Origin of the sequence: Streptomyces vulcanius (genome assembly GCF_042653945.1) — a bacterium.
Lineage (GTDB): Bacteria > Actinomycetota > Actinomycetes > Streptomycetales > Streptomycetaceae > Streptomyces > Streptomyces mangrovi.
In genome coordinates, this window is sequence record NZ_JBHSFK010000061.1 from 31469 (window position 1) to 55491 (window position 24023).

22 protein-coding genes are annotated in these 24023 nt (G+C 65.8%); 19 read left to right on the forward strand and 3 right to left on the reverse strand.

The window, feature by feature from the left end; translation table 11 throughout:
* Positions 1 to 49: 49 nt before the first annotated feature.
* Both ACFPIH_RS51725 and ACFPIH_RS51730 read right to left on the reverse strand, forming a co-directional pair.
* Complete coding sequence (locus ACFPIH_RS51725) at positions 50 to 520, reverse strand: hypothetical protein (RefSeq protein WP_381186565.1); 471 nt, start codon at positions 518 to 520, stop codon at positions 50 to 52.
* An 853-nt stretch (positions 521 to 1373) separates the two neighbouring features.
* Positions 1374 to 1739, reverse strand: a complete 366-nt coding sequence (locus tag ACFPIH_RS51730; protein ID WP_381186562.1) for a hypothetical protein — start codon at positions 1737 to 1739, stop codon at positions 1374 to 1376.
* A gap of 1142 nt (positions 1740 to 2881) precedes the next feature.
* Between ACFPIH_RS51730 and ACFPIH_RS51735 the strand changes: the two genes are divergently transcribed.
* Complete coding sequence (locus ACFPIH_RS51735) at positions 2882 to 3091, forward strand: hypothetical protein (RefSeq protein ID WP_381186560.1); 210 nt, start codon at positions 2882 to 2884, stop codon at positions 3089 to 3091.
* Between the two features lie 98 nt (positions 3092 to 3189).
* Positions 3190 to 3684 (forward strand): SLOG family protein, encoded by a 495-nt coding sequence (locus ACFPIH_RS51740; RefSeq protein ID WP_381186558.1) that lies wholly within the window; start codon positions 3190 to 3192, stop codon positions 3682 to 3684.
* An 87-nt stretch (positions 3685 to 3771) separates the two neighbouring features.
* Here the strand turns inward: ACFPIH_RS51740 and ACFPIH_RS51745 are convergent, their stop codons facing one another.
* Positions 3772 to 4110 carry a histone-like nucleoid-structuring protein Lsr2 gene (locus ACFPIH_RS51745; protein ID WP_381186555.1) on the reverse strand — a complete coding sequence of 113 codons (339 nt, stop codon included), beginning with the start codon at positions 4108 to 4110 and terminating at the stop codon, positions 3772 to 3774.
* A gap of 207 nt (positions 4111 to 4317) precedes the next feature.
* Here ACFPIH_RS51745 and ACFPIH_RS51750 point away from each other — a divergent pair, with 207 nt between their 5' ends.
* From ACFPIH_RS51750 to ACFPIH_RS51830, 17 genes are all read left to right on the forward strand, one after another.
* The gene (locus tag ACFPIH_RS51750; RefSeq protein ID WP_381186552.1) at positions 4318 to 6171 is read left to right on the forward strand and encodes a DHH family phosphoesterase; all 1854 of its coding nucleotides are present in this window, start codon (positions 4318 to 4320) and stop codon (positions 6169 to 6171) included.
* A gap of 20 nt (positions 6172 to 6191) precedes the next feature.
* Positions 6192 to 6995, forward strand: a complete 804-nt coding sequence (locus tag ACFPIH_RS51755; RefSeq protein ID WP_381186549.1) for a CPBP family intramembrane glutamic endopeptidase — start codon at positions 6192 to 6194, stop codon at positions 6993 to 6995.
* Positions 6996 to 7177: 182 nt separating this feature from the next.
* Positions 7178 to 7585, forward strand: coding sequence for a hypothetical protein (locus ACFPIH_RS51760; RefSeq protein WP_381186546.1), 408 nt, complete (start codon positions 7178 to 7180; stop codon positions 7583 to 7585).
* A 1312-nt stretch (positions 7586 to 8897) separates the two neighbouring features.
* Positions 8898 to 10739: a DNA primase family protein gene (locus tag ACFPIH_RS51765; protein ID WP_381186544.1), complete on the forward strand. Its 1842-nt coding sequence runs from the start codon at positions 8898 to 8900 to the stop codon at positions 10737 to 10739.
* 7 nt (positions 10740 to 10746) lie between these two features.
* Positions 10747 to 10980: a hypothetical protein gene (locus ACFPIH_RS51770; protein WP_381186542.1), complete on the forward strand. Its 234-nt coding sequence runs from the start codon at positions 10747 to 10749 to the stop codon at positions 10978 to 10980.
* Between the two features lie 64 nt (positions 10981 to 11044).
* On the forward strand, positions 11045 to 14218 hold the full coding sequence (locus tag ACFPIH_RS51775; RefSeq protein ID WP_381186539.1) for a hypothetical protein: 3174 nt from the start codon (positions 11045 to 11047) through the stop codon (positions 14216 to 14218).
* Positions 14219 to 14573: 355 nt separating this feature from the next.
* Positions 14574 to 14900, forward strand: a complete 327-nt coding sequence (locus ACFPIH_RS51780) for a hypothetical protein (protein ID WP_381186537.1) — start codon at positions 14574 to 14576, stop codon at positions 14898 to 14900.
* Complete coding sequence (locus ACFPIH_RS51785; RefSeq protein WP_381186534.1) at positions 14897 to 15184, forward strand: VRR-NUC domain-containing protein; 288 nt, start codon at positions 14897 to 14899, stop codon at positions 15182 to 15184. The genes ACFPIH_RS51780 and ACFPIH_RS51785 overlap by 4 nt, the downstream gene beginning before the upstream one ends.
* Positions 15185 to 15842: 658 nt before the next feature.
* The gene (locus ACFPIH_RS51790) at positions 15843 to 18830 is read left to right on the forward strand and encodes a helicase-related protein (protein WP_381186531.1); all 2988 of its coding nucleotides are present in this window, start codon (positions 15843 to 15845) and stop codon (positions 18828 to 18830) included.
* Between the two features lie 340 nt (positions 18831 to 19170).
* Positions 19171 to 19353 carry a hypothetical protein gene (locus tag ACFPIH_RS51795; protein ID WP_381186528.1) on the forward strand — a complete coding sequence of 61 codons (183 nt, stop codon included), beginning with the start codon at positions 19171 to 19173 and terminating at the stop codon, positions 19351 to 19353.
* Positions 19350 to 19646 carry a hypothetical protein gene (locus ACFPIH_RS51800; RefSeq protein ID WP_381186525.1) on the forward strand — a complete coding sequence of 99 codons (297 nt, stop codon included), beginning with the start codon at positions 19350 to 19352 and terminating at the stop codon, positions 19644 to 19646. Before ACFPIH_RS51795 ends, ACFPIH_RS51800 begins: the two co-directional genes overlap by 4 nt.
* A gap of 201 nt (positions 19647 to 19847) precedes the next feature.
* Positions 19848 to 20093 carry a hypothetical protein gene (locus tag ACFPIH_RS51805; RefSeq protein ID WP_381186522.1) on the forward strand — a complete coding sequence of 82 codons (246 nt, stop codon included), beginning with the start codon at positions 19848 to 19850 and terminating at the stop codon, positions 20091 to 20093.
* Positions 20094 to 20216: 123 nt separating this feature from the next.
* The gene (locus ACFPIH_RS51810) at positions 20217 to 20498 is read left to right on the forward strand and encodes a hypothetical protein (protein ID WP_381186519.1); all 282 of its coding nucleotides are present in this window, start codon (positions 20217 to 20219) and stop codon (positions 20496 to 20498) included.
* A gap of 230 nt (positions 20499 to 20728) precedes the next feature.
* A complete protein-coding gene (locus ACFPIH_RS51815) occupies positions 20729 to 20872 on the forward strand; it encodes a hypothetical protein (RefSeq protein WP_381186517.1) in 144 nt (47 codons plus the stop codon).
* A gap of 446 nt (positions 20873 to 21318) precedes the next feature.
* Positions 21319 to 21816 carry a hypothetical protein gene (locus tag ACFPIH_RS51820; RefSeq protein ID WP_381186514.1) on the forward strand — a complete coding sequence of 166 codons (498 nt, stop codon included), beginning with the start codon at positions 21319 to 21321 and terminating at the stop codon, positions 21814 to 21816.
* A gap of 339 nt (positions 21817 to 22155) precedes the next feature.
* Positions 22156 to 22386 (forward strand): hypothetical protein, encoded by a 231-nt coding sequence (locus ACFPIH_RS51825; RefSeq protein ID WP_381186509.1) that lies wholly within the window; start codon positions 22156 to 22158, stop codon positions 22384 to 22386.
* Between the two features lie 581 nt (positions 22387 to 22967).
* The gene (locus ACFPIH_RS51830; RefSeq protein WP_381186506.1) at positions 22968 to 24023 is read left to right on the forward strand and encodes a DUF6192 family protein; all 1056 of its coding nucleotides are present in this window, start codon (positions 22968 to 22970) and stop codon (positions 24021 to 24023) included.

The following is a 24023-nucleotide window of genomic DNA, read 5'->3' on the forward strand; positions in this document are numbered from 1 at the left end:
CCCTCGGTGTCTGTGTTGTCTGCCTGGAAAATGAAATTCACCGCGTCACTCAGCGCCGAGTACTCGCCATGATTTCGTCGATGGACGCCTGCTTCGGCGGCTCCGGCGGTGCGCTGGGGGCGCTTGCCGCGGGCTCCTCGGCCGTCTCAACCGGTGCGGGAACCGGCTCGGGCTGGGCTACCGGCGCTGGTGCTGTCTTCTCGACGACGGCGTCGGCCTGGTCGGTGACCACGGGCTGCGGCTGCGGCTGAACCGGCCGGGCGGCCGGGCGGCGATCGGTTGTGGCCTCGTCGTCCTCGTGCTGCTCGGTGCTCTCCAGCGGCGGCCGGCCGCGACGCGGCAGCTGATCGACGGGCTTGTAGAAGACGTCGATGTACCCGTCGCGCTGAATGGACTCCCGAATGAGCAGTCGAATCGACTGCGAGATGTCCGCCTGCTCATTGAGCCACTCGATCACCGAGGTATCGGCAGCGGGCACGGTCCAGCGGACCTTGCGAGGTTCACCCGACTGATTCGTCATTGCACTCACCTCACCCTGGCACTCGCTCCTGCACTTCATCCGGTCGTTCGCCGGATGTCTCTAGCTCTGTCATATGGACTCACCGCCTTTCTCGTCTCCCTCGAATGCGAATCGACGTGAGTTCACTCTAGTGTCCCTATCGAGTCCAATGCAAGTCCCATTCGATACGCCAGTGGGGCGCCATTGGTGTCCTTATCGAGTGCTGGCAGGGACGCCTGCGAGACACCGCAGTGCTCCCGCCTGGGACGACCGCGTGCAAGCCGCCGGCACCATGCGCCTCTGAGCCCCACATGCGACGCAACAAGGGCTCCCACGGGACACCTGCGAGACGCCTGGGGTCACGGCGCCGTCTCGGGGGAGCCGCATCCGAGTCCATACGGCGTCCCTGCGGTGTCCCGGTCGTGTCTCCTGGGAGACGCCACCCGACATCCCTGTACAGGTGAGTCCTCCGAAGGCTCTGTGTGCGACGCCAGTGCGGCACTGTCGGGGCGCGCGCGAGACACCGTGAGGACGTGCGCGGGACACCGAGAGGCTCAGCGGCAGCGGTGGGCGTCTTATGCGTGTCTCAGTCGGGCCTCCTGCGTGTCCCGATGAGTCACCTCGGAGACGCGAGGGAGACGCTGTTTCATTGCTGTTTCATGGAGCCGAAAAGCCTGTCTGTCCGCCAGCGGGCACGGCGAACCAGCCGCAGACAGTCGGCGGAGCGAGACCGGAACCGCCGGCGGCGGGCCACCGGAGCAGTGCTGTTGCGGCGGCCGACACAGGGGCGCCATCGGCTCGCTCGATGGGTAGGCGGGGGTGGGGGCCGTGGCCGCCAGCTTGGAGCTGCTGCTCCCTGACGCCGGCGATCTTCTCACCCAGTTGCCGCGTCCGGGCGCCGCAGCTCTGCTGCCAGCTCCTCGCGAGTGAAGCCGATCGACTGGTTGCAGGTGCCGGGGTGGTCCTCGACGAGCAGACACGCGTCAGAGACGACGACCTTCTGACACCCCGGCGCGATCCGCAGCTCCCGTCGGCCCTCGTCGTCCCAGAACAGCCACCACAGTACGAGTCCTCCGGGCTCGTACTGCATCTGCGCACACACTGTGTGCTGCACATCGGGCCCGTGTACACCGAAGTCGCAACCGAGCGGCTCGGCATCGACCTCGAAGTCCGCGCCGGGCAATCCGTTCAGGGCGCGCACCTCGTCGTCCGTCAGTGCCACTTCCGCTGAGCAAGGCATGGGCATGGGGTCCTCCGACTCCAAATCGAGTGACAGCGTCACTCTTCAGGCCCGGCAGACACCGAAAACGTCAATAGATCTTGGAAGTGTCAGGGTGACCTGCATCACAGTGGCTTGTGAGGCCTCCGGGAGGGTCGCCTTAGCCGGTGCAGCCAGCGCAGCGCGATGGTGCAAGGCCGGCTGCGCCGTCCGCAGCGAACGACGGAGCAGAGCGTTAGCCACAGCCGGAGCGACGGTGTCGCGAGAGGAGGGATCCGCTGCGCGGCGAAGGGTGTGCCGCCGACGGCAGCAGGGTGACGAACCGGGGCTGTGCCCCGTCAGGAGCAGACCCGTACCCCCGCCTCGCTCGTGCCTCACGAGGACGGATCAGCATGGGGTACGGCCGTATCACGGACGGCAAAACAGCCGTACAGCCAGAAGATGCAATGACCAGGCGAAACAGCCAGACCCGTACCCCCGCTGCGCGGAAGAACGGGAGGGGTATGGGACCAGAGGGTACGGACCGTTTCCCCTGATGTTCCAGGCTTCCGCTAACGCTCCAGCCGTGGAACAGCGATGACGACGAACAAGGAAGCAAAGGGCATAAGGGAACCTGATAACACGTGTCCCGCGGACCCTCGCTCCGCTCGGCCTCTCCGCTGCGCTCCGAGGACGTGTTAGTCGGCATAGCCGACGGGTTCCACCGCTCGCTTCGCTCGCTGGTCCGTCGGTCGCTGACGCTCCCTCCGGCTATGCCCAGCGCTGCGCTTGAGAAAGGAAGCCCCACCACTGCCCCGCTGCAGTTGTCCACAGATGTGGACAGCAATAAGGGTGCAGCAGTGGTGGATCGCCTGGCGCTGAGCGCCAGGCTCAGCAGGAAGTGACGACCCGTGCGACGGATCGCCACGCGATCCATCCGGGAGCAGATCGCGTCAGCAAGATCTTCCGAGTCGTCAGCCAGCAAAGCTGGCACGGGAGCTGGGTCGAACATCGAGATCACACGGACCCCACCGGGGTCCGCACTCGATGGTCGCCACCCGCACCCGAATCCACAAAGAGGCGCCACCAGGACGCAGTCCCAGCCCGAAACCTCGCCCTACGACACCGGAGCCCGCTGCGAGCCGAAGTAGTGGCAGCCGAACAGCGAAGCCGTCGCCGAGGTGATGCGCTCCGGCGAAGCCGGGGACATCGGCAACGTCGACTTCACCAACGGTGAGAACGGCACGGTCGTCACCGTGCACGTCTCCCGCAGCGATGACGGGCTGTACACCGTCCACCTCATGCCGATGTTTAACGACGATCAGATCCGCGTCGAGCTTCACCGGGAGATGGACCTGGCCATCATCGAGCCCGGTGCCGGCCGGCCGGTATGAGTCAGCGACATGCAGGCCGCCGCGCCTGCCCACAGCTCTCGACTCCAGCTGTGGAGACCGCCGAGTCACAAGGAGAGGAGACTCGAATGATTGCTGAAATGACTCCAGAATCGTTCTCGCACGTCGTCCTCGTCACCGGTTCCCGCAGCTGGAACGACGAGAAGAGCATGCGTGAGACGTTCAACGACGCCTGGCGCGACTGGGGTCCCAAGAACGTCACCCGGCCGGTGCTCCTCTCCGGGCACTGCCCCAAGGGTGCCGACGCCATGGCCGAGCGACTGTGGCGGGCTGCCGGCTTCGAGATCCGCACCTTCCCCGCCGACTGGTCGACCCACGGGGGAGCAGCCGGCTTCCAGCGCAACCAGGAGATGGTCGACGCCGCCCAGGTCTTCCGCGGGGCCGGGGCTCAGGTGCTGTGTACGGCCTTCCTCGACCTCTGCCGGAAGCCCGGATGCCCGCAGCGAGACCAGGAGCAGCTCATGCCGCATACGCCGGGGCACTTCTCGCACGGCACCATCCACTGCAGGTCTCGCGCGCAAGCCGCGGGGATCGTGACGGCCACCGTGATCCATCCGTCGCTGCCGCCGTTCTGAGACGCACGAAGGGCCCTGCGGTGTGCTGCAGGGCCCTTCAAGGACGGATGGGGGGAGTCGGCCGGGAGGCGAACACCAGGATCAGCGCTACCTGCTCCGATCGACGCCGTGTGCCTCGTCATAGGCCTTCATGACCTTCTTCGGGATGCGTCCCCGTTCCGCGACCTCATAGCCCTCCTTCTCGGCCCACTCGCGGATCTTGTCGCGCTCCTCGGGAGTGGTCTCGGGTACGACTGGCTTCTTGACCGGCGTTGTCTTCCCGGCCTTCCGGCTGACCTTCAGGTACGACTTCAGCGCATCCTCAAGGCCTTTCTGCTCCTCAGCGGTGAGGTCGACTTCGTACCAGGTGTCACCCAGGCCGAAGGTCACGGTAGCCGCATCCGGCTTCCCACTGAGATCTGACTCGACAATGCTTCGAATGGCCATACCGGCGAGAGTAGCCGATTTGCAAGGACCTTGGAAAGTCTGTCGTGGTCATTCGAGATAAGTGGCCCTTGAGGGCCCGAATGATACCCAGAAGCACTGCTAAAAGAGCAGAAGAAGTGAATGGCACTGCTAAAATCACAGCAACATCAGGGGTGTCACATACCCCGTTCTCCACCGACCAACGACCCCCATCGAGAGGTCCCCATCATGTCCATGCTCCACACCGTCGACGACCATTCGCTCACCGACGAGGACACCGACCTCTTCGAGCTGCTGTGCCAGCGCAGGGGGTGGTCGGATCAGTACCTGAAGGAGATCGAGTCCACCGAGCACGACGAGCTCCTGGACCTGGCCGAGATGGTCGAGGCCCTTCATGACGCCCGGACCACGGGCAAGAAGATCACCATCGCCCCCGACTTCGACATGGACGGCATCTCCTCCGGCGTCCTCGGCTACGCCGGCCTGTCCGAGCTCGGCTTCGACGTCGAGCTGCATCTGCCCGACTACCGCCGCGGTCACGACCTTGCGCCCGAGGACATCGCCGAGATCCACGCGAAGTGGCCCGACACACGGGTCCTGCTCACCTGCGACGGGGGAGTGAACTCCCACCGCGGTATCGCCGCCGCGCGTGCCCTGGGCTGGATGACGCTGGTGACCGATCACCACGAGGAACTCGCGCCGGGCTCGACCGCGGACATCACCGTCGACCCGTGCCGGATCGACGAGACCTACGCCCGCACCGGGATCTGTGGTGCGCACGTGCTCCACCAGGTGATCGGGGCCTACGCCCGCGTGCACCGGCCCGAGAAGCTCTGGGAGATCCACCTGCTGCGTCTGTTCGCCGGCCTGGGCACCGTCTCCGACGTCATGCCCGTGCTGTACGAGAACCGCCAGCTGGTGCGCGATGCGATCTCGATCGCCCGCCTGCTGCGCGTCGCCGCGCCGAAGACGATCCCCAATTCCTGGGGTGGGTTCGACGCTGATCCCGATGCCATCGACGTCGAGCAGTCGATCCTGATGCAGCTACTGCGCACCGAGCCGCACCACCCGGTCTTCCTCCGGGCCTTCGAGGGCTTCGCTATCGTGCTCAAGGCCTTCGCGCAGATCGGCAAGATCCGCGACGTCGACGACCTCGACGAGGGCTTCTTCGGCTTCTACCTCGCCCCGGCAATGAACAGCCCGCGCCGCACGGGGGCCTCGCTTGAGCCGTGCTTCGCGGTGTTCACGGCCGCCGGTGCCGACGTCAAGCTCAAGGCCGCCCACCAGGTGATCGAGAGCAACGAGCTACGCAAGCAGCTGGTCATCGAACACATGGAAGAACTCACCACCGGGGACCAGCCGTTGGCCCCGTGGGTGTACTTCTCGGACGCCTACCCGGGCATGTACGGGCTGCTGGCCAACCGGATGATGGAGCTCAACGGCCACCCGGTCGTCGTCGTCAACCGTCCCGCCGGCCCCGGCGATTTCGTCAGCGGCTCCGGTCGCGCGCCGGGCTGGTTCGACATCATCACCAGCCTGGAGCCGCAGGCCGGTCTCAGCGCCATCGGGCACCAGCAGGCCTGCGGCGTCCGCGTCGCGAAAGCCGAGAAGCTGGGTGACCTCGTCGCCGTGCTGCAGGAGGCCACCCAGGTCGCCCTGCTCGCCGTCAGCACCGATGGCTCGAACGGTGATCTCGTGCTCGGCCCGGACGCCGACTGCGACGCCGGCCTCGAGGACCTGCAGCCGTTGTTCGAGCTGGTGCGCCGGACCGAGGGACTCAAGCCCTTCGGGCACGGTTTCACCGCTCCGGTCGTCGAGATCGCGATCGAGCCCCTGGGCCTGCGCGTGGACCGGATCGGATCCGAATCGCAGCACCTGCGTCTGGTCACCCGGTCCGGGCTGTCCTGCCTGTGGTGGAACGTCGCCGAGGAGAAGTTCGACATGCTCCGGGGCTTCGTGCAGCGCGCCAGCCGCACCGAGCTCGGGACGCTGCGCTTCACGGCGACGCTGCAGTTGAACACCTTCCGTGGCGACACCCGCGTCCAGGCCGTCATCAACGAGCAGATCACCACGGCCGCTTGAGACCCGTAGAGGAGGAGACCTTGACGACTTCACCGATCACCTCGCGTCTGCTCGGCATCGGGTGGTGCGTCCTCGTACCGTTCGCCGTCGTCGCGGTCTACCTCGGTCTCGGCACCGTCGCAGTCCTCCTCATCGGAGAGCCGATCGTTGCGACCGCCGTCCTGGGCATGCTTGTTGTCGTCCTGGTCGGTTCGGTGAGGATCCAGCGGACCCGGTGGCTCGCGCATGCGCCGGCCCCGCAGCCGAGGCCGGAGATCCCACGCTTCGGGTGGACCGTCCTCGGCTGCGCGGTCCTGGCCTTTCTCGCCGGCCAGTCGTTGGCCTTGTGGATCTACGTCACGGTCGGTTCCGCCGGCTTCGACGCGTCGAACCAGACGAGGCATGCAGCCGGGGCCATGGCGACCCTGCTGCTCACCCTGGTTGCGGCTCCCGCGGGGGAGGAGGCCCTGTTCCGAGGGCTGATCTACCCGTTGCTGCGCAAGCGGGTGGGCATCCTTGCCTCGACGCTGGTCACCGCCGTGGTGTTCGGCCTGCTGCACGGCAACGCTGCGCAGTTCGCCTCGACCCTGCCACTGGCGGTGCTCCTGGACCTGGTCTACGAACGCACGCGCGTGCTGTGGCCCTGTGTGCTCCTGCACCTCGGCTTCAACCTCGCTGCCGCCCTTGTCCCCGCACAGGCGCTCGGCGCTCTGGCGAACCCCGTTTCCGCGGTGTTCCTGTACCTGGCCTTTGCTGGTTGTGCCTCGGGGCTCTACCGGCGGGTCGCCGGCGGGACTGCGCCAGGCGCAGTCCAGGGCCTGGGAGGCGAGTCCGCGATGCAGTGATCGAGGTACTCAGCCTCTTCTGAAAAGCGATGGTGCCCTCCCTGCGGGACCTGGCGGCCTTTCAGCCGCCGGTCCCTCGTGCGGAGGGCATGCTCGTGGTGACCGGGGTGATCCGGTCACCGGGGGTGTGACTGAAAGTAACCATTCAGTCATAACTCATCAGGAGAGGAGAGGATCTCATCATGGCTATCGTCAGCACCTGCACGTACGACTCACGAGGACAGCTCGTCCGCCCCGACACGCTCGACATCAGCCGTGCGAAGATCCGTCTGGACCTCGACACTGGTGAGAAGCCCACCTTCGATCGCGGTCACACGCACGTCTTCGTCGTCTCCGACATGGGCGTCACGGCCGAACAGGCCCGTGAGCGCGTGAACTCGAGGCTGCGCCGGTTCTTCGATCGCGCCGAGGCCGTCTACGGCTTCCGCAAGATCACGATGAAGAAGAGCCGGAGCAAGAACCGGCTCAACACCACGATTTCCTACGAGATCCTCTACGTCGTCGAAGCAGACGAACGATCCCGTAGCCGCAGTCCCGAGTCCCCCAATGCGGGATACCAGCGAGGCTGGAGCACGGTCACCCCTGGGTGATTCGCGCCATCCACGCCTCGAACTCATCAGCACATGCAAAGAGGCCGGAGAGCTCCCTTCCCACGGGGATGCTCTCCGGCCTCTCTGTTTTCACGTTCCAGTGCAACATCGATCACCTGGCGTCAACGATAGCAGCTGTCGTGGATCACTCGCAATGAGCAGCGAATGTCAGTCCAATGCCCCCTCGCTTCCAGTAGGGCCTCATGAATGAACGACTCGGACAGAGTTCCGACTCGTGCCCGGAGGATGCGTCAGCAGCCTTCTGTGAGCCTCGGGACGCCGAGGATGTTCCATGCGGCTTCCGGTCCCGCTGAGGCTCGGCTGTGCCGCCTGGGAGCCGCATGACGGCTCGGCGCGGAAGTCGTCCGCCTCGACTTGGTCGCCAGGGGGTATATCGAGCTGCCAGCTGTACCAAGAGACGTGGTACACCCCTGAAAACCGTGTCTGACCTGGGCGAACATCTGTACCGCGAGGCTCTTTCCCGCATCGGGTGTACCACGTGGGAGCACCGACGTGGTACGACGTTTTGCCTGGTCAACCAGCGTTTCCCGCCCATGTACCACGAGTACCACGTATTTTTGGCCGTTTACATGGGGGACGTGTTCGGGGGGATCCAGGCAGTTCCAGTCCCAGTTCGCCAGTCTGCTCTCTTATCCCCCCTGCGCGTGTATCTAGTCTCCATTTCCTGGTACAAGTGGTTCAGGGGGTATATAAACCCTGCCTGACCTGGGAAAACGCCTGTACCACGTAGAAAATGGCACGTGGTACAGCCTGCTCTTGATCTCCCGAAATTCCTGCTCTGACCTGGGAAAACAGGTGTACCACGTCACGTGGTACACGGCTCGGCTACCCCAAGAGGGTATATGGCTCTGGGGTCCTCCTGGAGGGCGTCCAGTCGATGCTCTGGTGGCGGCTGGCTCGGTCGGTCAGAAGAACTCCTCCGAACCTTGACCGCAGGCCGGGCGGCTCACGCCGCCCGCGGGTGCGTGGTCGAGCATGAGAAGCCAGCGACTTCGTCGGGCACATGCCCCACGGCGTCGCTGGCTTTCACGTCCCACCCGGGATCGCGACGTGTGTGGCATGGCCGTGGCGGTCACGTGCGCCCCCTCTAGTCCCTGTTGACGGTCCTTTCGGTCTTCCATTGGTCGCCATTCAGCGCCTCGATCGACTCTCTTGTCGACTGGTAACTCAATCGTTGCAAAAGAGCACTTGGATGACGTAGGGTCAAGATCGCGTTCCATTCGATTACGAGTCCAATCGGCTTCCCACTCATCGCCGGCCGGAACTCGATCATGATCGAGAAAGCAGTAACATGACGCCTCCTGATGCCCCCACATCCGTACCTGCCGCCGGTTCCAGCGCCCGACGGCGCACCAACCCCGTCGCCGACGTCCTGGCCAGCGTCATGGGGTACTTCTCGAACCGCGACGACATGGCTCCGCAGAACGAGATCGTCACCTACATCACTGCCGCCTACCTCGACCAGATCGACCCGAACGATCCTCCGACGCCTCGCGTGCTGGAGAAGGAGCTGCTGGCGATCGTGGGCGGCGTCGTCAAGGCCGAGAATTTCAAGGCGGCCGCGGCCGCCGAGAAGTACCCCCTGCCGAGATATCTGACGTACTGGCAGGTCGCGCAGATCCTCCTGCGTCTGCACCACGTCATCCGGATCGCGCCCAATGCCAAGGACACCGACCGCGAGTACGACCTGCTGGCGATGTACCAGGCCACGGGCCGCGCGCGCGGGACGTACACCACCAGCGAGGACGACATCCGCACCACGGCGCGCATGTACAACACCCAGCTGACCCTCAAGGAGTTCGCCGAGGTCCTGGCCGTTTTGCGCGAGGACAGCCCGCGCCGGCACCAGAGCGCGAACCGCGACTTCATCGCCGCGCGCAACGGCATCGTCTTCTACGGCACCGAACCGCTGGACGTCACGATCTTCGGCAAGGACTTCCACTGCGAGCCCAAGCAGGTCCACCCCTTCGACCCTGCAATCGTGCTGCTGACCAAGAACGACGTCGACTACGTGGACGACGCCCCGCAGCAGGTCATCACGCACCCTGAGGACGGAGATTGGGAAGTCGTCGCCTGGATCGAAGAGCTCTTCGACCAGCCCGGTGACGAGGGCCTCGCCGACCTGATCTGGGAGATCATCGGCGCGATCATCCGGCCGCACGTGCGCTGGGGCAAGACCGCCTGGTTCTACTCCGAGCAGGGCAACAACGGTAAGGGCACGCTCTGCGCGCTCATGCGCAACCTCGTCGGCAGCGGCGCGCACACCTCGATTCCGCTCTCGGACTTCGGCAAGGACTTCGCGCTCGAACCGCTGGTGCGCGCCAACGCGATCATCGTCGACGAGAACGATGTCGGCACCTTCATCGACAAGGCGGCCAATCTGAAGGCGATCGTGACCAACGACGTCATCCAGATCAACCGCAAGTATCGGATGCCGATCGCCTACCAGTTCTTCGGCTTCATGGTCCAGTGCCTGAACGAGTTCCCGCGCGTGAAGGACAAGTCCGAGTCGTTCTACCGCCGGCAGCTCTTCGTGCCCTTCACCAAGAGCTTCACCGGAGCCGAGAAGAAGTACATCAAGGACGACTACCTTCAGCGCCGCGAGGTCCTGGAGTACGTCTTCTGGTACGCGATCAACCGCGCCGGTGCGTCATCTCCAGGTGACTACTACCAGCTCTCAGAGCCGGTGGCCACCAAGGAAGCCCTGGCCGAGTACAAGGAGGCCAACGACCCCGTGCGCGCCTTCTGGGAAGAGTTCCGCGGGCGGCTGGCCTGGGACCTGGCACCGTTCACGTTCCTCTACGACCTGTACAAGGCCTGGTTCGCCGACGTCTCGCCGTCGGGCTCGCCGGTGAGCAACAAGCAGTTCATCACCGACCTCGTGGCGATCGTCCGGCCGGATGCCCTATGGCACTGCCCGGACAAGAACCGCAAGATCCGGCCTTGCCAGATGATGCACACCCCCGAGGTGCTCATCGCCGAGTACGAGCTGAAGAAGTGGATGCACCCGAGCTACACCGGCAGCGACCCGAAGAAGAAATCCCAGCCGATGCTGCAGGCCAACTACCGCGGACTGCTCCGGCAGACGGGCGCATCCGCCCCGACCGGCGACACCACTGACGAACAGGACTGATGCACCCATGGCTAAAAATGCTGGCGCACTCGGCGAACTGACCCGGGCCGTACTCGATCTCGCCCGCGGCCAGAGCCGCCTGATCACGGCGATGTCCGACGTCGCGTGCGAGCAGCGGATCACCAACCTCATCGTCCGCTCGCAGATCACTACGGACCCCGTGGAGAAGGCCCGGCTCTTGAGTGAGGCGTCCCGGCGCATGGATACCCCGCGTCGGCGCTCTCCTCACGACTCCCTCTGAGGCCACGCGCCTCCTCCCCAGACACCGGCCGTGATGGTCGGACCGACGAAAGGAGATCCCCACCATGACCACACAGCGAACACCCGTCACGGCCTCGAAGGCGTGCTTCACCTTCTACGACATCGAGTCGTTGCCGGACGTCTTCACTCTGTGCGCCTACACCCCGCGGCCCGACAGAGCCACCGACGACCTGGAGGTCTTCTTCCTCGCCGACGACCGGCAGCTCTCCGACGCCGTGGACCCGCAGGCGCTCTATGAAGCCGTGGTGCGCTCCAACCCGGGCCTGCCCGCGGTGAGCGTCCAGCTGTGGAATCTGCGCGGCGAGGGGGGCAACCTCCGCCTCGCCGAGCTGATGGGCCTTTCGAACGCCGACCAGGTCAACGACCGCAGCGAGGTCTCGTCCTATCCGGCGAGCCTGCGCCCGGTCTGCGACACGGATCCCGAGTACGACCCGCTGAAGCACCCGTTCCTGGCCGGGTACAACTCGCTGAACTACGACATGACCATGCTCGCGCTGTACCTGATGGAGACCTTCCCGGCTCCGCACTCCGGTCGTCTTGTCCAGCCGACTACCGCGCGTGAGATGCGCGAGCACAACGACAAGCTGTTCAACGAGCACATCGAGTACATGCCCGGCTACCTCGGCTGGGACGGCCCGGCCGCCAAGATTCGCCGCGCCATGCTGCACTCGGGCCGGCACCTGGACGTCGCCCGTCTCAACGAGCTGCAGACCAAGGTGAGCCTCAAGCGCCTGCTCGGGATGCTCGGCCGCCAGATCAAGGAGTCCGAAAAGCTCAGCCACGACACCTCGATCGCCGCGATCGAGGATCTCTACGAGCTGCTGGCCTACAACGTCTCCGACTGCGTGGGCCTGGCCCAGCTCTTCCAGCACCCGGCCTACGCCAGCAACTTCGACCTCAAGGCCGGCCTGCTGGCGCAGTACTCCGAGACCGTCTACGCCAAGAACGGCTCGGTGCGCCGGGACCGCCTGACCATCGACTCGTCCTCGGCGAAGTTCGTCGGCCGCATCCTCGCGCCGTACACCGCGCTGAACGACATCGAGGCCGTGTCGTTCCTCTATCCGGCCAAGGAGGTGGCCGAGGAACAGGGCATCTCCCAGGTCAACGTGCTCGACGAGTGCGTGCGCTTCTTCGAGGAGAACGTGGCCCCCGACCCTGCCAAGGACCCAGTCGTGATGCCGGCACAGGCGAAGGCGCACCGCCAGTTCATGCACGTCGTCAACTACTACCGCTCGATCGAGGGGCAGAACTTCAACGACTCCGAGGAGTACCGCGACCTGTTCGACCTCCCTGCCAAGTCCTTGCGCGAGCTGCCGAAAGCGCCGAACAACGTGCCCTACTTCCACCATGACGCCTCCCCGTCGTCGTGCTTCGCCACGTTCAGCACCGGCGGCATCCACGGCGCGGAAGCGGACATGACAGTCTTCGACGCCGACTCCTTCGAGCACCGAGAACAGGCAGCCATGATCGGCCTCGCCAAGCTCTTCTACCCGGACGCGAAGAACTTCGTCGCCGAGGCCAAGCGCCAGCACAACCTGCTCGGGCTGCCCGACGGCACGGTGGTCGACAAGCGGCTCGTGCTGCTGGGCTCGGACCCGAAAAAGGTGAAGTACCGCAAGCCGAAGAAGGACGACCCGGACCAGGCCGAGCAGCTCGCGCGTGCGCAGGCCCAAGTGCCGGATCCGGCCCAGCTGCTGGACACCCAGCGCCCGGACACCGAGGCGATGCACGTGCGTCTGGCCGACGGGACCGTGCTCGACGGCAAGGTAGTCCTGGCCGTCACCTCGGCGGTCAAGGCCGTCTATCGCGATGAGCCGGCGAGGGAGGCCCCCGCGCTGTTCACTGCGAAGGCCGACAAGTCCACCAAGCTGCACCCGAAGTTCGCACGGACCTCGGCAGGCCTCGTCGTCCACGAGGACTTCACGAGCTACTACCCGAACCTGCTGCGCAACATGAGGGCGTTCTACAATCCCGAGCTGGGCGCGGACCGCTACACGACGATCTTCTTCGAGAAGGAGCGCCTGGGCTTCGAGATGAAGAAGCCGGGGATCTCTGCCGAGGAGAAGGCCCGGCTCACGACCTTGCGCAACGGCACGAAGCTGATCCTCAACTCGGCCTCTGGAGCTGCTGACGCCGCGCACCGGACCCCGATCAGGATGAACAACCGCACCATCTCGATGCGGATCATCGGCCAGCTGTTCAGCTGGCGGATCGGGCAGGCCCAGACGCTGGCCGGCGCACGGATCATCTCGACGAACACCGACGGCCTCTACTCCGTCGTCGGCGGCGAGAACGGCTTCGACGAGACGACCAACAATCGGGTGCTCGCCGAGCAGCAGGCCGCCATCGGCATCGACATCGAACCGGAGCTGATGTTCCTCATCAGCAAGGACTCGAACAACCGGCTCGAGCTGGAGTCGCCCAGTGAGGGCCGGAGCGTCGCCGACAGCCCGATCATCACCGCCTCCGGCGGGACGCTGGCCTGCCACGCGGGTCCTACCCCGACGAAGTCGCTGGCCCACCCGGCCGTGATCGACTTCGCCCTGGCCCGCTACCTGCAGGCCGTCGCCAGCAGGGGAGAGGAGGCTCTTGCCGAGCCGTTCGATCCCGTGCTGGGCCGGAAGATGATCGAGGAGGCGATCGACCCGGCCGATCCCGTGCGGACGCTGCTGCTGTTCCAGAACGTCCTCGCCGCCTCGCGTGGATCAATCACCTACCCGTTCGCCGCCGACCCGGTCAGCGCCGGGCCCGACCGTGACGACAACGAGGACGCCGATGCGCAGCTGGTGAACCCGCGGGCCCTGCAGATGGTCAACCGGGTCTTCATCGTCCACGACGGCACCGATGGTGCCGTGAGCCTGCACAACGCCGGCGCATGGAAGGTGAACCCGGCCAGCCAGAGCAAGCGGCGCAAGTCCGGCAGCGCCGGGGTGCGACGTGACCCGATCGCGCTGGAGATCCTGCGCCACCACGGGTGGGCGAAGAACCGCAGAGAGGCCAGCACCTCCGACGGCCTCACGCTGCTGCCCGATGACCAGGACGTCGTGATCCGCCGGATCAACGGCATCGACCCGTGTTGGTCGGTGGTCGTCGTCAACGACGACCTTCGTACGCTGCCGGCCTCCCGGGTCGAGCAGCTCATCGGGGCGCTCGATCTCGACACCTACACCCGCATGCTCGACGAGACGTTCACCAAGAACTGGAAGAACGCCGCCTGATCAGCTCCCCGCACCACCATCGGACCGCAGGGCGCCGGGCTGTATCGACACGACGCAGCCCGGCACCCGAGTCGAATGTGAGATGAAGGCGAGTCTGGCTCGCCATGGCAAGAGAATCGAGAGACGTCATGTTCCAGACCACACTTCCCGTCCGCACCGTTGAGGGGGGCGACAAGTTGTGAGTGCCGCGGCCGAACCAGTCCAGCCCGGTCAGCGCTGGCGGCGCAAGAGCGACGGGGTCCTGACCAAGGTCATTTACGTAGATTCACCCTTCCAATTCCGGCGCTCGGTCCATCATCGGGCGCAGCGTCGGACGGTCACCGAGTTCGGCTCGTTCCGGAAGAAGTACGAGATCGTGTCCAATGCCGTGCCGACCGACACCTCCGCCCAGGACGACGACGCCCAGGCCCAGCAGGAGAAGAACACGACCCGCGAGGGCATCCTGGTCCGCCGGGGCCAGATCTGGGAGGGCCTCGACACCCGGCAGAGCAAGCGCCGCGTCGTCGTCGAGTCCGTGGCGGACGGGGAGGCCCAAGTCCGGGATCACTACGGCACGAAGCACTCCACCCTCAGTGTCTCCCGGATGCACAGGCACTCCACGGGCTTCCGGATCGTCGAGCCCGGTGAGCTGAAGTACGGCGTGCCGACGGCCTCTTCGGACGAGAAGACTGAGAGCCGATGACGTCCCCGCGTGAGCGTGTCATCGAGGACTACCTTCTTGACCAGTGCAGGGCACACGGCTTCCTGTGTCTGAAGTTCGTCTCGCCGGCCCGCGGGGGAGTGCCCGACCGGATCGTCGTTGCCCTGGGCCGCATTGTGTTCGTCGAGGTCAAGCGCCCTGGCGGCTGGCTGCGGAAGCGGCAGGAGCTCATGCACGCCAAGCTGCGCCGCCACGGGGCCGAGGTCCACGTCGTCGACGACAAGCCGAGCGTCGACGTCTTCATCACGCACGTCCTCAAGACCTGATCCGACCAGCACCGACATGCGCCGGCTCGTGGCCGAACACCATGCTGAAGTTCCATCGTCGGACTCGGCTCAGGAACCCAGACCGGCCCAAGAGGCCACGGTGGCCCAGGCGTTCATCCAGCACAGCGCAGCCTTCACTGGCTGGTTCGACGCCCAAGAAGGCAGCCTTCCTGCGGATACGCCGCTGAAGGTGACCTTCGACGAGTCCGGTCAGCCGCTATTCGAGGTCATAGGCGCGGCTTGTGACACGGCTGAAGCCGAGACCGAGGCCGAATCCACGCCCCAGGCACAGGAGTTCAGATACGAGGTTCTCCCGGCGGCTCTTCAGCACTGCGGCTGCACTGGGCTCGCATCGGCGATTCCACCGCGATCGTGCCCCATCGGTCCCCGCAACCAGAACCGGCTCCGACTTCACTCCCGAGCCTCCGTGGAAAGCGAAGTCCGACATGCCAGCACCCCCGCACCAGGACAGCACCGGTTGGCGCTGCCGAGCAGCCTGACGACCCGGTGGCAGTGCTGCAACGCGTGCGAGAAGCCCTCGGGCCCGACCCGCGCGTCACGCAGCTCGAAGCGAGGGGCGCCGAGCTGGAGACCGAGGTCGCGCAGCAAACAGAGAGCCGACGAGGCCCATGCCTGACCACTCACTCGAATAGAAGGGATGACCAGCGACATGACTACGGCTACTGCTCCGTCCCCGATCTCGCTGATGCCGCATCAGCAACAGATCCACGACTTCCTCGTTGACCACCCCTTCGCCGGCGCGTGGCTCGGCGTCGGGGCCGGCAAGACGCTCACGACCCTCTGTGTCCTGCAGACGGTCCGCCCGATGGGTCACATCCTTGTCATAGCGCCCGTGGCGATCGCCCGCTCCACCTGGATCGACGAGATCGAGAAGTGGGGATTCCCCATCCGGACGAAGTCGCTCATCGTCGACGAGAATGACAGGAAGCTCTCCAAGGCCAAGCGCCTGAAGCGCTTCCAGGAGGTCGCCACCGATCCGCCGACGATGTACTTCATCAACCAGGAGCTGCTGACTCAGCGGTCCCAGGAGACGAAGCTGATCACGCCGGTGCCAGGCGCAGTGCCTGCCCCGACCGTTTCACCGGAGGCGACGGCGATCCTGGGTCTGCTCCAGGCACGGGGGCCACTGGGCCGAGACGAGCTGATCGACGAGTACCGTGCTCTGGTCGCCGGTAACGCCAACAACCGGGTCCCCGCCAAGGCCCAGATCCGAGCCTGGATTCAGGAGTTGCTCAAGTCGGCACTGGTGACATGGGAGGCCTATGACTGCCGAACTTGTTCCGGCGCAGGCTGCGGTCAGTGCCGCTTCGGTCTGGTCGACCAGCTGCCGGTCCGGAACATCAATGGGCGGAACACCATCATCTGGCCCTTCCCGACGGTCATCATCGACGAGTCCCAGGGTTTCAAGTCGCACGACTCGCAGCGCTTCCAGGCCCTGTCGACGGTGCGGCCGGCCATGAGCAGGCTCATCGAGCTGACAGGTACGCCCGCGCCGAACGCATTGACCCTTGACACCCCGATCCTGACTCCCACGGGATGGAAGCCAATGGGTGACATGCGGCTCGGAGACCACGTCATCGGATCCGACGGCAAAGCCACCGAAGTTGTGGGCGTCTGGCCGCAAGGTGATAAGCCCATCTTCCGCGTCACCTTCAGCGACGACACCTTCGTCGACTGCACCGAGGACCACCTCTGGGCAGTGAACAGCCGCAGTCGTCGGGGCAAGGGTCTTGGCCCGCTGGTCATCGCCACCGGCGATCTTAAGAAGAGAAGGAGCCGCAGCCGGGCAAACAACGTCGAGGTCGGACTGACCGACAAAGGCGGTGCTCCCCGATGGACAACACCTACAGTCGCGCCGGTGGAGATGCCTTCGCGGGACGTCCCTCTGGATCCGTACCTGCTGGGCGTCCTCCTCGGTGACGGGCACATCGGTCACACCATCGACTTCACCACCCTGGACGATGAGATCAGGCAGTACGTCGAAGTAGCACTTCCCCAGGGTATGCAGCTGACCCACAGGGGCTATCGATCTGACTCGAAGGCCAGCGCCTACTACATCACGTCCGGCAAACGTGGCGGAAGCCTACCCGGACCTATCCGCGGCGCTGTACCCAACCCGGTGAAGACAGCCCTGCGTGACCTCGACCTACGTGGTCTGAGGTCCTGGGAGAAGTTCATCCCCGAGGCGTACCTGTGGAACGACGAGAATACCCGAATCGAACTGCTACGCGGCCTCTGTGACACGGACGGAAGCAGCAAGACAAATCGAGGGTCGACCTCGCAGTTCAGCACGTCTTCGCCCCGATTGGCCGAAGAGGTGACATTCCTTATCCGTTCACTCGGTGGGTATGTGACGCAGCGTGTCGAGCAGCGCGAAGGGCCGCAGGTGATGCCTCAAGGGCACACGTCTCTGATGCGCCCGCACTACGTCCTTTCGTTCGGCATGCCCGCCAACCCCTTCCGCCTGCCGAGGAAGGCAGACAACTGGCAGCAGCGCTGGCGCACCAAGGAACGGGCCATTCGCTCCATCGAGCCGATCGGCATCGCGCCGGCGCAGTGCATCACGGTCGCCGCCGATGACGGGTTGTTCGTCACGAAGGACTTCGTCGTGACGCACAACTCGCTGCACGACCTCTGGAGCCAGATCTACCTGCTCGACGAGGGCCAGACGCTGGGGCAGAACATCACCGCGTACCGCAACCGCTGGTTCACACCGAAGATGGTGCCCGGCACGACGACGCCGGCGAAGTGGATCCCCACGGCAAACGCCGAGACTGAGATCCATCAGGCCATCTCGCACCTGGTGATGAGCGCGCAGAACACGAGCCTGCAGCTCCCGGCGCTCACCATCCAGGACGTCAACGTCACGCTCCCGCCGGACCTGCTCCAGGCCTACAAGGACTTCAAGCGCGACCTGGTCCTGGACATCGTGCAGACCTACACCGACGACGGGAAGCTGACGCAGAGCGTCGAATCGATCGTCGCCGCGAACCAGGCGGTGCTGACGAGCAAGCTGATGCAGTTCGCCTCGGGCACGCTCTACACCGCGGATCCTGACGACCCGGCCACGAAGGGTCGGTACGAGGTCATCCACGACAAGAAGATCGAGATGACCGAGTACCTGGTGCGGAACAACGGCGGCGAGCCCTTGCTCATCGCCTATCACTTCAAGTCCGACAAGGAGCAGCTGCTCACGAGGCTCCGGAAGGGCGGAGTCGACGCGCAGGCCTTCGACGGCTCGCGCGACATGGTCCGCCGGTGGAATGCCAAGCAGATCCCGGTGATGCTGCTCCACCCCGCCGCCGCGGGGCACGGCCTGAACCTGCAGCACGGCGGCTCGACGATGATCTGGTACACGCTGCCGTTCTCGCTCGAGCACTACCTGCAGACCAACGGCCGGCTCTTCCGCACGGGCCAGACGAAGCCGGTGACCATCCACCGGCTCATCGCCAAGGGCACGCAGGACGAGCGGATGCCCTCGGTGCTCGCCGGCAAGCAGCAGGTCCAGGACGACCTCATCCAGGCCGTGTCCGGGGACTTCAACGCCGAGCAGGCACTCCTCGCTGCCCTGGAAGAAGAGATCCGCGAGGACCTCCACGACCTCTGGGCCTCCGAGCGGGTCTGACCTGCACTCACTCAACGACGGCCCCGCTGGGATCCCACGGCCGGGCCGTCACCATCGCGCCCGACCGGAGCCGATCACCGTGTCGTTTTCGCGCACGCCCCCTTCGCCCACGACGGTGACGAGATCACCGGGACCGAGAAACAGATGCTCGACGAGCTCCACCTGCGCAAGATCGTTGGGCCTTGGGGCAGGTCCCGATCTCGCTGACGAAGTGCTGGTCGTCGCCCCAGGCGGATACGTCGGGGAGTCGACAAGCCGCGAGGTCGCCTACGCCGAGGAGCGCGGCAAACCCATGACATTCATCAGCAGGCGCGAACAGCGCTGACGGAAGGATCCTCGCATGTCGTTCGAGATCTACCACCCCAACCCGAACGAGGGCCGTCGTGCCAGGGGTCCCGCCAAGATCACCGTCACGCACGCCGAGAACGGGCGTTCGCAGATCGCACTGTCCGCCGCGGCACGCGACTGGTTGCGGCCGACCCCCGGTCGCAGCCTCGGTGGCCCGCAAACCAGCCGACGATGAAGCTCATCATCCTGATCGACCGCGAGGCGAGGAAGATCAAGCTGCAGCGCACTGAGGACGCCGATACCGGAGACCACGTCCACGATGTCAAGGGCCTGAGCCACACCAGCACCGCCTACATCACCGGTTGGCGACTTGATGAGCAGCTGGGCCTCGACGAAGGCCACTTCCTGGCCGAGCTACTGCCCGACCCGGACGACGACGCCGATACCGCAGTGCGCGCCATAGTCGTCGACGCCGCCGCCAGCACGCCGATCAAGAGACGTCAGCCGACTGCAAAGACTGGTCAGTGACGCGGCCCTGATCCCGACGCCCGTAACCGCCGACGACCAAGCCCGCATCGAAGAGATGCGCCAGATGATCGATGAGAGCGTCACCGTCGTCGAGCCATGAGCTCCTCTTAGGCATCGACATCGCGGGATGGCTCCCATCCCGCGCGCAGGAGCAGTACCTGCGTCGCTTCACCGAACTGACTCAGGATACGAGGCCGTCGCATGACCAGCACCAACAACGACACTGCCGCCGTCGTCACCAGCGCCGCCCCTGCACCCCTGCCTCGGTCCGGCGGTGCCTGGGCCCGCGACCTCGGCGATCAGTACAGCAAGCTCGCTCGGACCTCGACAGACCCGCAGCAGGCTGAAGCCAATGCCGCCGAGGCGCACACGTACTACGGCATCGCGGACCGTATGGACCGCGCCATATCCGACACCGGCCAGACCGGAGAGGAGCACAAGCCGTGACTGTCACCAACCACGAGAAGTACGGCCCGCCAGCCGAGGAACGCTGGACCGGCGGCATGCGCACTGAGCCCGTTCGGATCGCCGCGCGCACCGAGTGGGCTGTACAGCGAGTACGACCCCAGAGTGATCGTCCCGGAGGGACGCACGCGCCACGCGTTCTCGCGCAGCGCCAAGGTCACCGCGTCCGATGTGCCCAGCCCTTACGAGTCCATGCAGGACCTGGCCAGCCATCTGCACCGCGCTCTCGCCGCCTTCGGCGACGACAAGGACCTGGTCATCGAGGTTCGGCTCGCCGATGACGACAACACCCGGGTCCTCGAAGAGTTCTTCTCGCAGGAGCTCCCCATCAGCTTCGATCCGACGCGAAGCGTCACTCAGCCGGGGGAGGAGCGGACCGATCGCTGAGAACACTCCCGCTCCCGCTGCCGAGCCGCCCAGCTCGGAGATCATCCCTCGGGGTACCGTATCCTGCCGATCGGCTACCGCGAGTCCTCCGTGTTCGGCATGGAGCACTTTGAGCCTCGGGTCTCCTGGCGCGGGATGGACCCCGAGAGCGGCGAAGACCTCTGGGCCGTGGTGCACATAGGCGCGTGCCTGGCTGCCGACGGCGCCTGGGAGTACGAGCCGCCGCGGTCTTGCGCAACGACAACTGGCTGGCGCGCTGCCTGTTCAGCCGCAAGGAGGCTCTGCGCCGAGCAGCCGTGGCCGGCAACCAGATCAAGTTCAACAGCCGGACGTTCGCCCGGTGGAACAAGCACTATGCGTCGCGCACAGCGTGACCCTCTCGGCTTCGCCCCTACGGGCGCTGGCCTCGGGGGTCTGGGTCGGCATAGCCGACCCGGGGGCGGTTCCGATGCCGGAACAGGCCGGTTGTTCGTGCACCCGGCCCGTTCCCCGTTGATCCGTCGGCGTCTCGTCAGGGGCATCCCCGGGTTCCGGTGATGTCCATGAGGAGACGTTTTGCTGCCACCGGCCAGACGCGACAACGACGCTGATCGCCGAAGCCCCGAGCAAGACACCGATGAGACCCGTCAATGCACCAGCCGGGACACGCATCGGCCTCCAGACCCCTGGCGGCCTCTCATGAGCGCGCCCTGACGGCGCGTCTGGCCATGGATACGAAGGAACAGAGCGCCTCCATCCTCTGCGTCACGGGCAGCGCCTTCCTCTGTGTCGGCCCTGTCCCGGATCCCGAGCAGGACCCGATCTTCAAGGACCAGAAGTGATGAAGCGCAAGACCACAGAGATCGTCGACGCCACGATCCAGCTGTTCGCCGAACTCGACGAGATGGTGGGCCTGATCTCACGCGTGCTCGCGAAGTTCCCCACCGAGACCGTGCCCGAGCGGCTCAACCCGTTCCTCGGCTCACCAGGCGTCGCGTTCGCGCGGCCGTCCATGAAAGGCGACGGTGAGATCGTGCTCCAGCTCGAAAGGCACAGCATGATGCCCAAGATCCAGGCCCGGATCCCCGGTGAGTGGCTGATGATGCACCAATCGGAACTGACGGCCGCCGTGCGCGAGATCTACTGGGACAACAAAGAGCACAGCCTCCGCCGCGAGCTCACCCGACTTGAGAAGTCGATCGGGGACCACAACCGACAGGCTGAGCATCACCGTGTCAGGGCGAGCGAGGCACGTCGAGAGTACGACCGCCTCGCCGCCAGCATCCGCCGGCGCTCGGCCCGCAAGAGCCGCGCCGCCGAGGGAGACTCCGATGACTGACTCGACGGACCCCCGCAAGATGTCCCAGCGGGAGCTGGAGGACTGCCTCGACGCCATGGTCCACGCAGAAATAGAGGACTCTCCCGAGTTCCGGCGTGCCTTCAGGGGGCGGACCCGTTGTTTTACTTGATGAAATGTCCCTGCTGTGGAAGCCCGATCATTTTTCACGAGTTGGAGCGGCACTCCGCCCCGAGCCTCCTGATCGACCCCGAGACGGGCTTGCCGCCCGGCCTCCGCCCCGACGGTCACCGTGTGCCCTTGTCGCCAGAGGCCACGGCCAGAGCCCGCAGGCACCCCCTGTGCCGGTCGTGTATCGATGACGTAGAGACCGCTGGCGCGGTGAGCTTCTCTGTGCGCCTGAAAGGCGAGCAGACCGCGATGGCCATCAGCTCCGAGCTGCCCCTCATCGACGACGAGGGGAATGTGATGGCCGTCCGCTGCCCGTCCGCGGACTGCAGTGCGGTCGTCGATTTGATCAACGGCAGGCTTGGCCGTCACTCCGTGCGCGGCCGGGAGTGCCGAATGTCGGACGTACAGGTACTGATCGGTGAGGGTTGGACTGAAGTGTGAGCTGTACAGCGCCACGCGACCGGCATCGTAGCCGCCCTCACTCAGTGCCTGTGTCTCAACCTCCCTTTTGATCTTTGTGCGGGTCTAGGCTGACGGCGTGTCTGGGGCCAACGGGCCTGGTCTCGATCGGCGCTGTCCCGGGTGCGGCGCATGGCTGGGGCCAGGGGCTGCGCCTCGGGCGGTGTACTGCTCGGGGGTGTGTCGTTGCAGGCAGTGGCGTCGGATGCGGCGGCTGCGGTTGCGGGTGGCGGCGCTTGAACGGGGCGAGGGCCGCCGGGTGTGCCCGGAGTGTGAGGCCGTGTGGGTGGCCAGCGTGGATCACCGCAGCAATGCGGTGTACTGCTCGCCGCGTTGCCGGAAGAAGGCCTGGAGCCGCCGCAGGGCAGCGTTCGCTGAAGCGTCCGGCTGACGCTTGAGCGAACAGTTCACGAACCAGAGCAACGGCCGGAACGTTCAATTCCCCCCATTTGCAGCCATGGTGGGCGAACGATCTGCCGGTGGGTGGAATCTGACGGAAGGGCCGGGGCTTGTCGCCGGCGGGCCGGTCCGCCGGGCCCCGACCGCAAGGGATGGTGGCCACCATGCCCACCGCCACGATCGGTCATGTCACGCGCGAGCGCTACGAGGAGATCATCGCCGCCGACCGGGAACTGGTCGGACAGATGCAGCGCATCCAGTTCACCATCGGGGACCACGCGCTGGAGATCGAGCCCATGCAGCCCAACGGCGGCGCTCACCCGGCCCCCGGTCAGGACCTGTTCGGCGTCGACTTCTCGTTAGGGATCTATGCCGACGACCTGGGGCTGTCGCTGAGCACGGTCCGCAGCTACCGGTTCGCCGCCCACCGCTGGCCCGAACCGCAGCGTCGTCACGGCGTCTCCCATAAGGTCCACTACATCCTTGCGGGCATCGCGGACGACGCCGAGCGCTTCGAGGCGATCGATGCCCCGCCGCTGGACGAGCGGGCCGGGGCCCGGCGCTGGACGACGGATCTCGCCAAGAAGCACGTCGGGCAGCGCCCGGACCGTCCCGAGACGCCTGCGCAGAAGGTGGCGGCCATTCACCGCCTGGCCAATGACGACGAGGTCGCGGCGCAGGTCGCCGCAGACGTTCTGCGCCGTCCGCAGGTCGCGGCCAAAGTGGTCGCGGACGACACCGCCAGGCACATGGTCAACAAGGCGCAGACCACCCAGCACAAGGCCGAGGTCGTCCATGACCTCATCGGCGACGACACGGTGGCGGCGCAGGTCGCCTCCGATGTGCTGCGTCGTCCGGAGGTCGCGGCCAGGGTGGTCGCCGACGACACTGCCCGGCATGCGGTCAACCGGGCCCAGACCGACCGTTCCCGGCAGCAGGCGGATGCCTTCCGCCGGGAAACCCCCGCAGGGCGGGTCGTGAGGAAGATCGAGCGGACTGCGGAGTTCCTGGACCTGGTCGGTGCCTGTCACCGCTTCGTGGCCGCCTGCGGGAAGACCGTGCCCAGGCTGCGCGACCGGCACCTCTCCGATGACGAACAGGCCGTCCTGGCGCAGAACGTCGCCCGATGCCGGGCGACCCTGGACTGGATCGAGACGGCCGCCGAGACCGGCAAGGTCGACATGGACGAGGAGCTGGCCCGCCTCCTGCGGGGTGAGTAA

Excerpts from the sequence above, each read along its gene's own strand:
- ACFPIH_RS51760 (WP_381186546.1), top strand. The coding sequence starts at position 7,178 with ATGGCTATCGTCAGCACCTGCACGTACGACTCACGAGGACAGCTCGTC.
- ACFPIH_RS51790 (WP_381186531.1), top strand. The coding sequence starts at position 15,843 with ATGACCAGCGACATGACTACGGCTACTGCTCCGTCCCCGATCTCGCTG.
- ACFPIH_RS51830 (WP_381186506.1), top strand. The coding sequence starts at position 22,968 with ATGCCCACCGCCACGATCGGTCATGTCACGCGCGAGCGCTACGAGGAG.
- ACFPIH_RS51785 (WP_381186534.1), top strand. The coding sequence starts at position 14,897 with ATGACGTCCCCGCGTGAGCGTGTCATCGAGGACTACCTTCTTGACCAG.
- ACFPIH_RS51725 (WP_381186565.1), bottom strand. The coding sequence starts at position 520 with ATGACGAATCAGTCGGGTGAACCTCGCAAGGTCCGCTGGACCGTGCCC.
- ACFPIH_RS51775 (WP_381186539.1), top strand. The coding sequence starts at position 11,045 with ATGACCACACAGCGAACACCCGTCACGGCCTCGAAGGCGTGCTTCACC.
- ACFPIH_RS51750 (WP_381186552.1), top strand. The coding sequence starts at position 4,318 with ATGTCCATGCTCCACACCGTCGACGACCATTCGCTCACCGACGAGGAC.
- ACFPIH_RS51805 (WP_381186522.1), top strand. The coding sequence starts at position 19,848 with ATGACCAGCACCAACAACGACACTGCCGCCGTCGTCACCAGCGCCGCC.
- ACFPIH_RS51795 (WP_381186528.1), top strand. The coding sequence starts at position 19,171 with ATGTCGTTCGAGATCTACCACCCCAACCCGAACGAGGGCCGTCGTGCC.
- ACFPIH_RS51730 (WP_381186562.1), bottom strand. The coding sequence starts at position 1,739 with ATGCCTTGCTCAGCGGAAGTGGCACTGACGGACGACGAGGTGCGCGCC.
- ACFPIH_RS51765 (WP_381186544.1), top strand. The coding sequence starts at position 8,898 with ATGACGCCTCCTGATGCCCCCACATCCGTACCTGCCGCCGGTTCCAGC.
- ACFPIH_RS51800 (WP_381186525.1), top strand. The coding sequence starts at position 19,350 with ATGAAGCTCATCATCCTGATCGACCGCGAGGCGAGGAAGATCAAGCTG.
- ACFPIH_RS51740 (WP_381186558.1), top strand. The coding sequence starts at position 3,190 with ATGACTCCAGAATCGTTCTCGCACGTCGTCCTCGTCACCGGTTCCCGC.
- ACFPIH_RS51770 (WP_381186542.1), top strand. The coding sequence starts at position 10,747 with ATGGCTAAAAATGCTGGCGCACTCGGCGAACTGACCCGGGCCGTACTC.
- ACFPIH_RS51745 (WP_381186555.1), bottom strand. The coding sequence starts at position 4,110 with ATGGCCATTCGAAGCATTGTCGAGTCAGATCTCAGTGGGAAGCCGGAT.
- ACFPIH_RS51735 (WP_381186560.1), top strand. The coding sequence starts at position 2,882 with ATGCGCTCCGGCGAAGCCGGGGACATCGGCAACGTCGACTTCACCAAC.
- ACFPIH_RS51820 (WP_381186514.1), top strand. The coding sequence starts at position 21,319 with ATGAAGCGCAAGACCACAGAGATCGTCGACGCCACGATCCAGCTGTTC.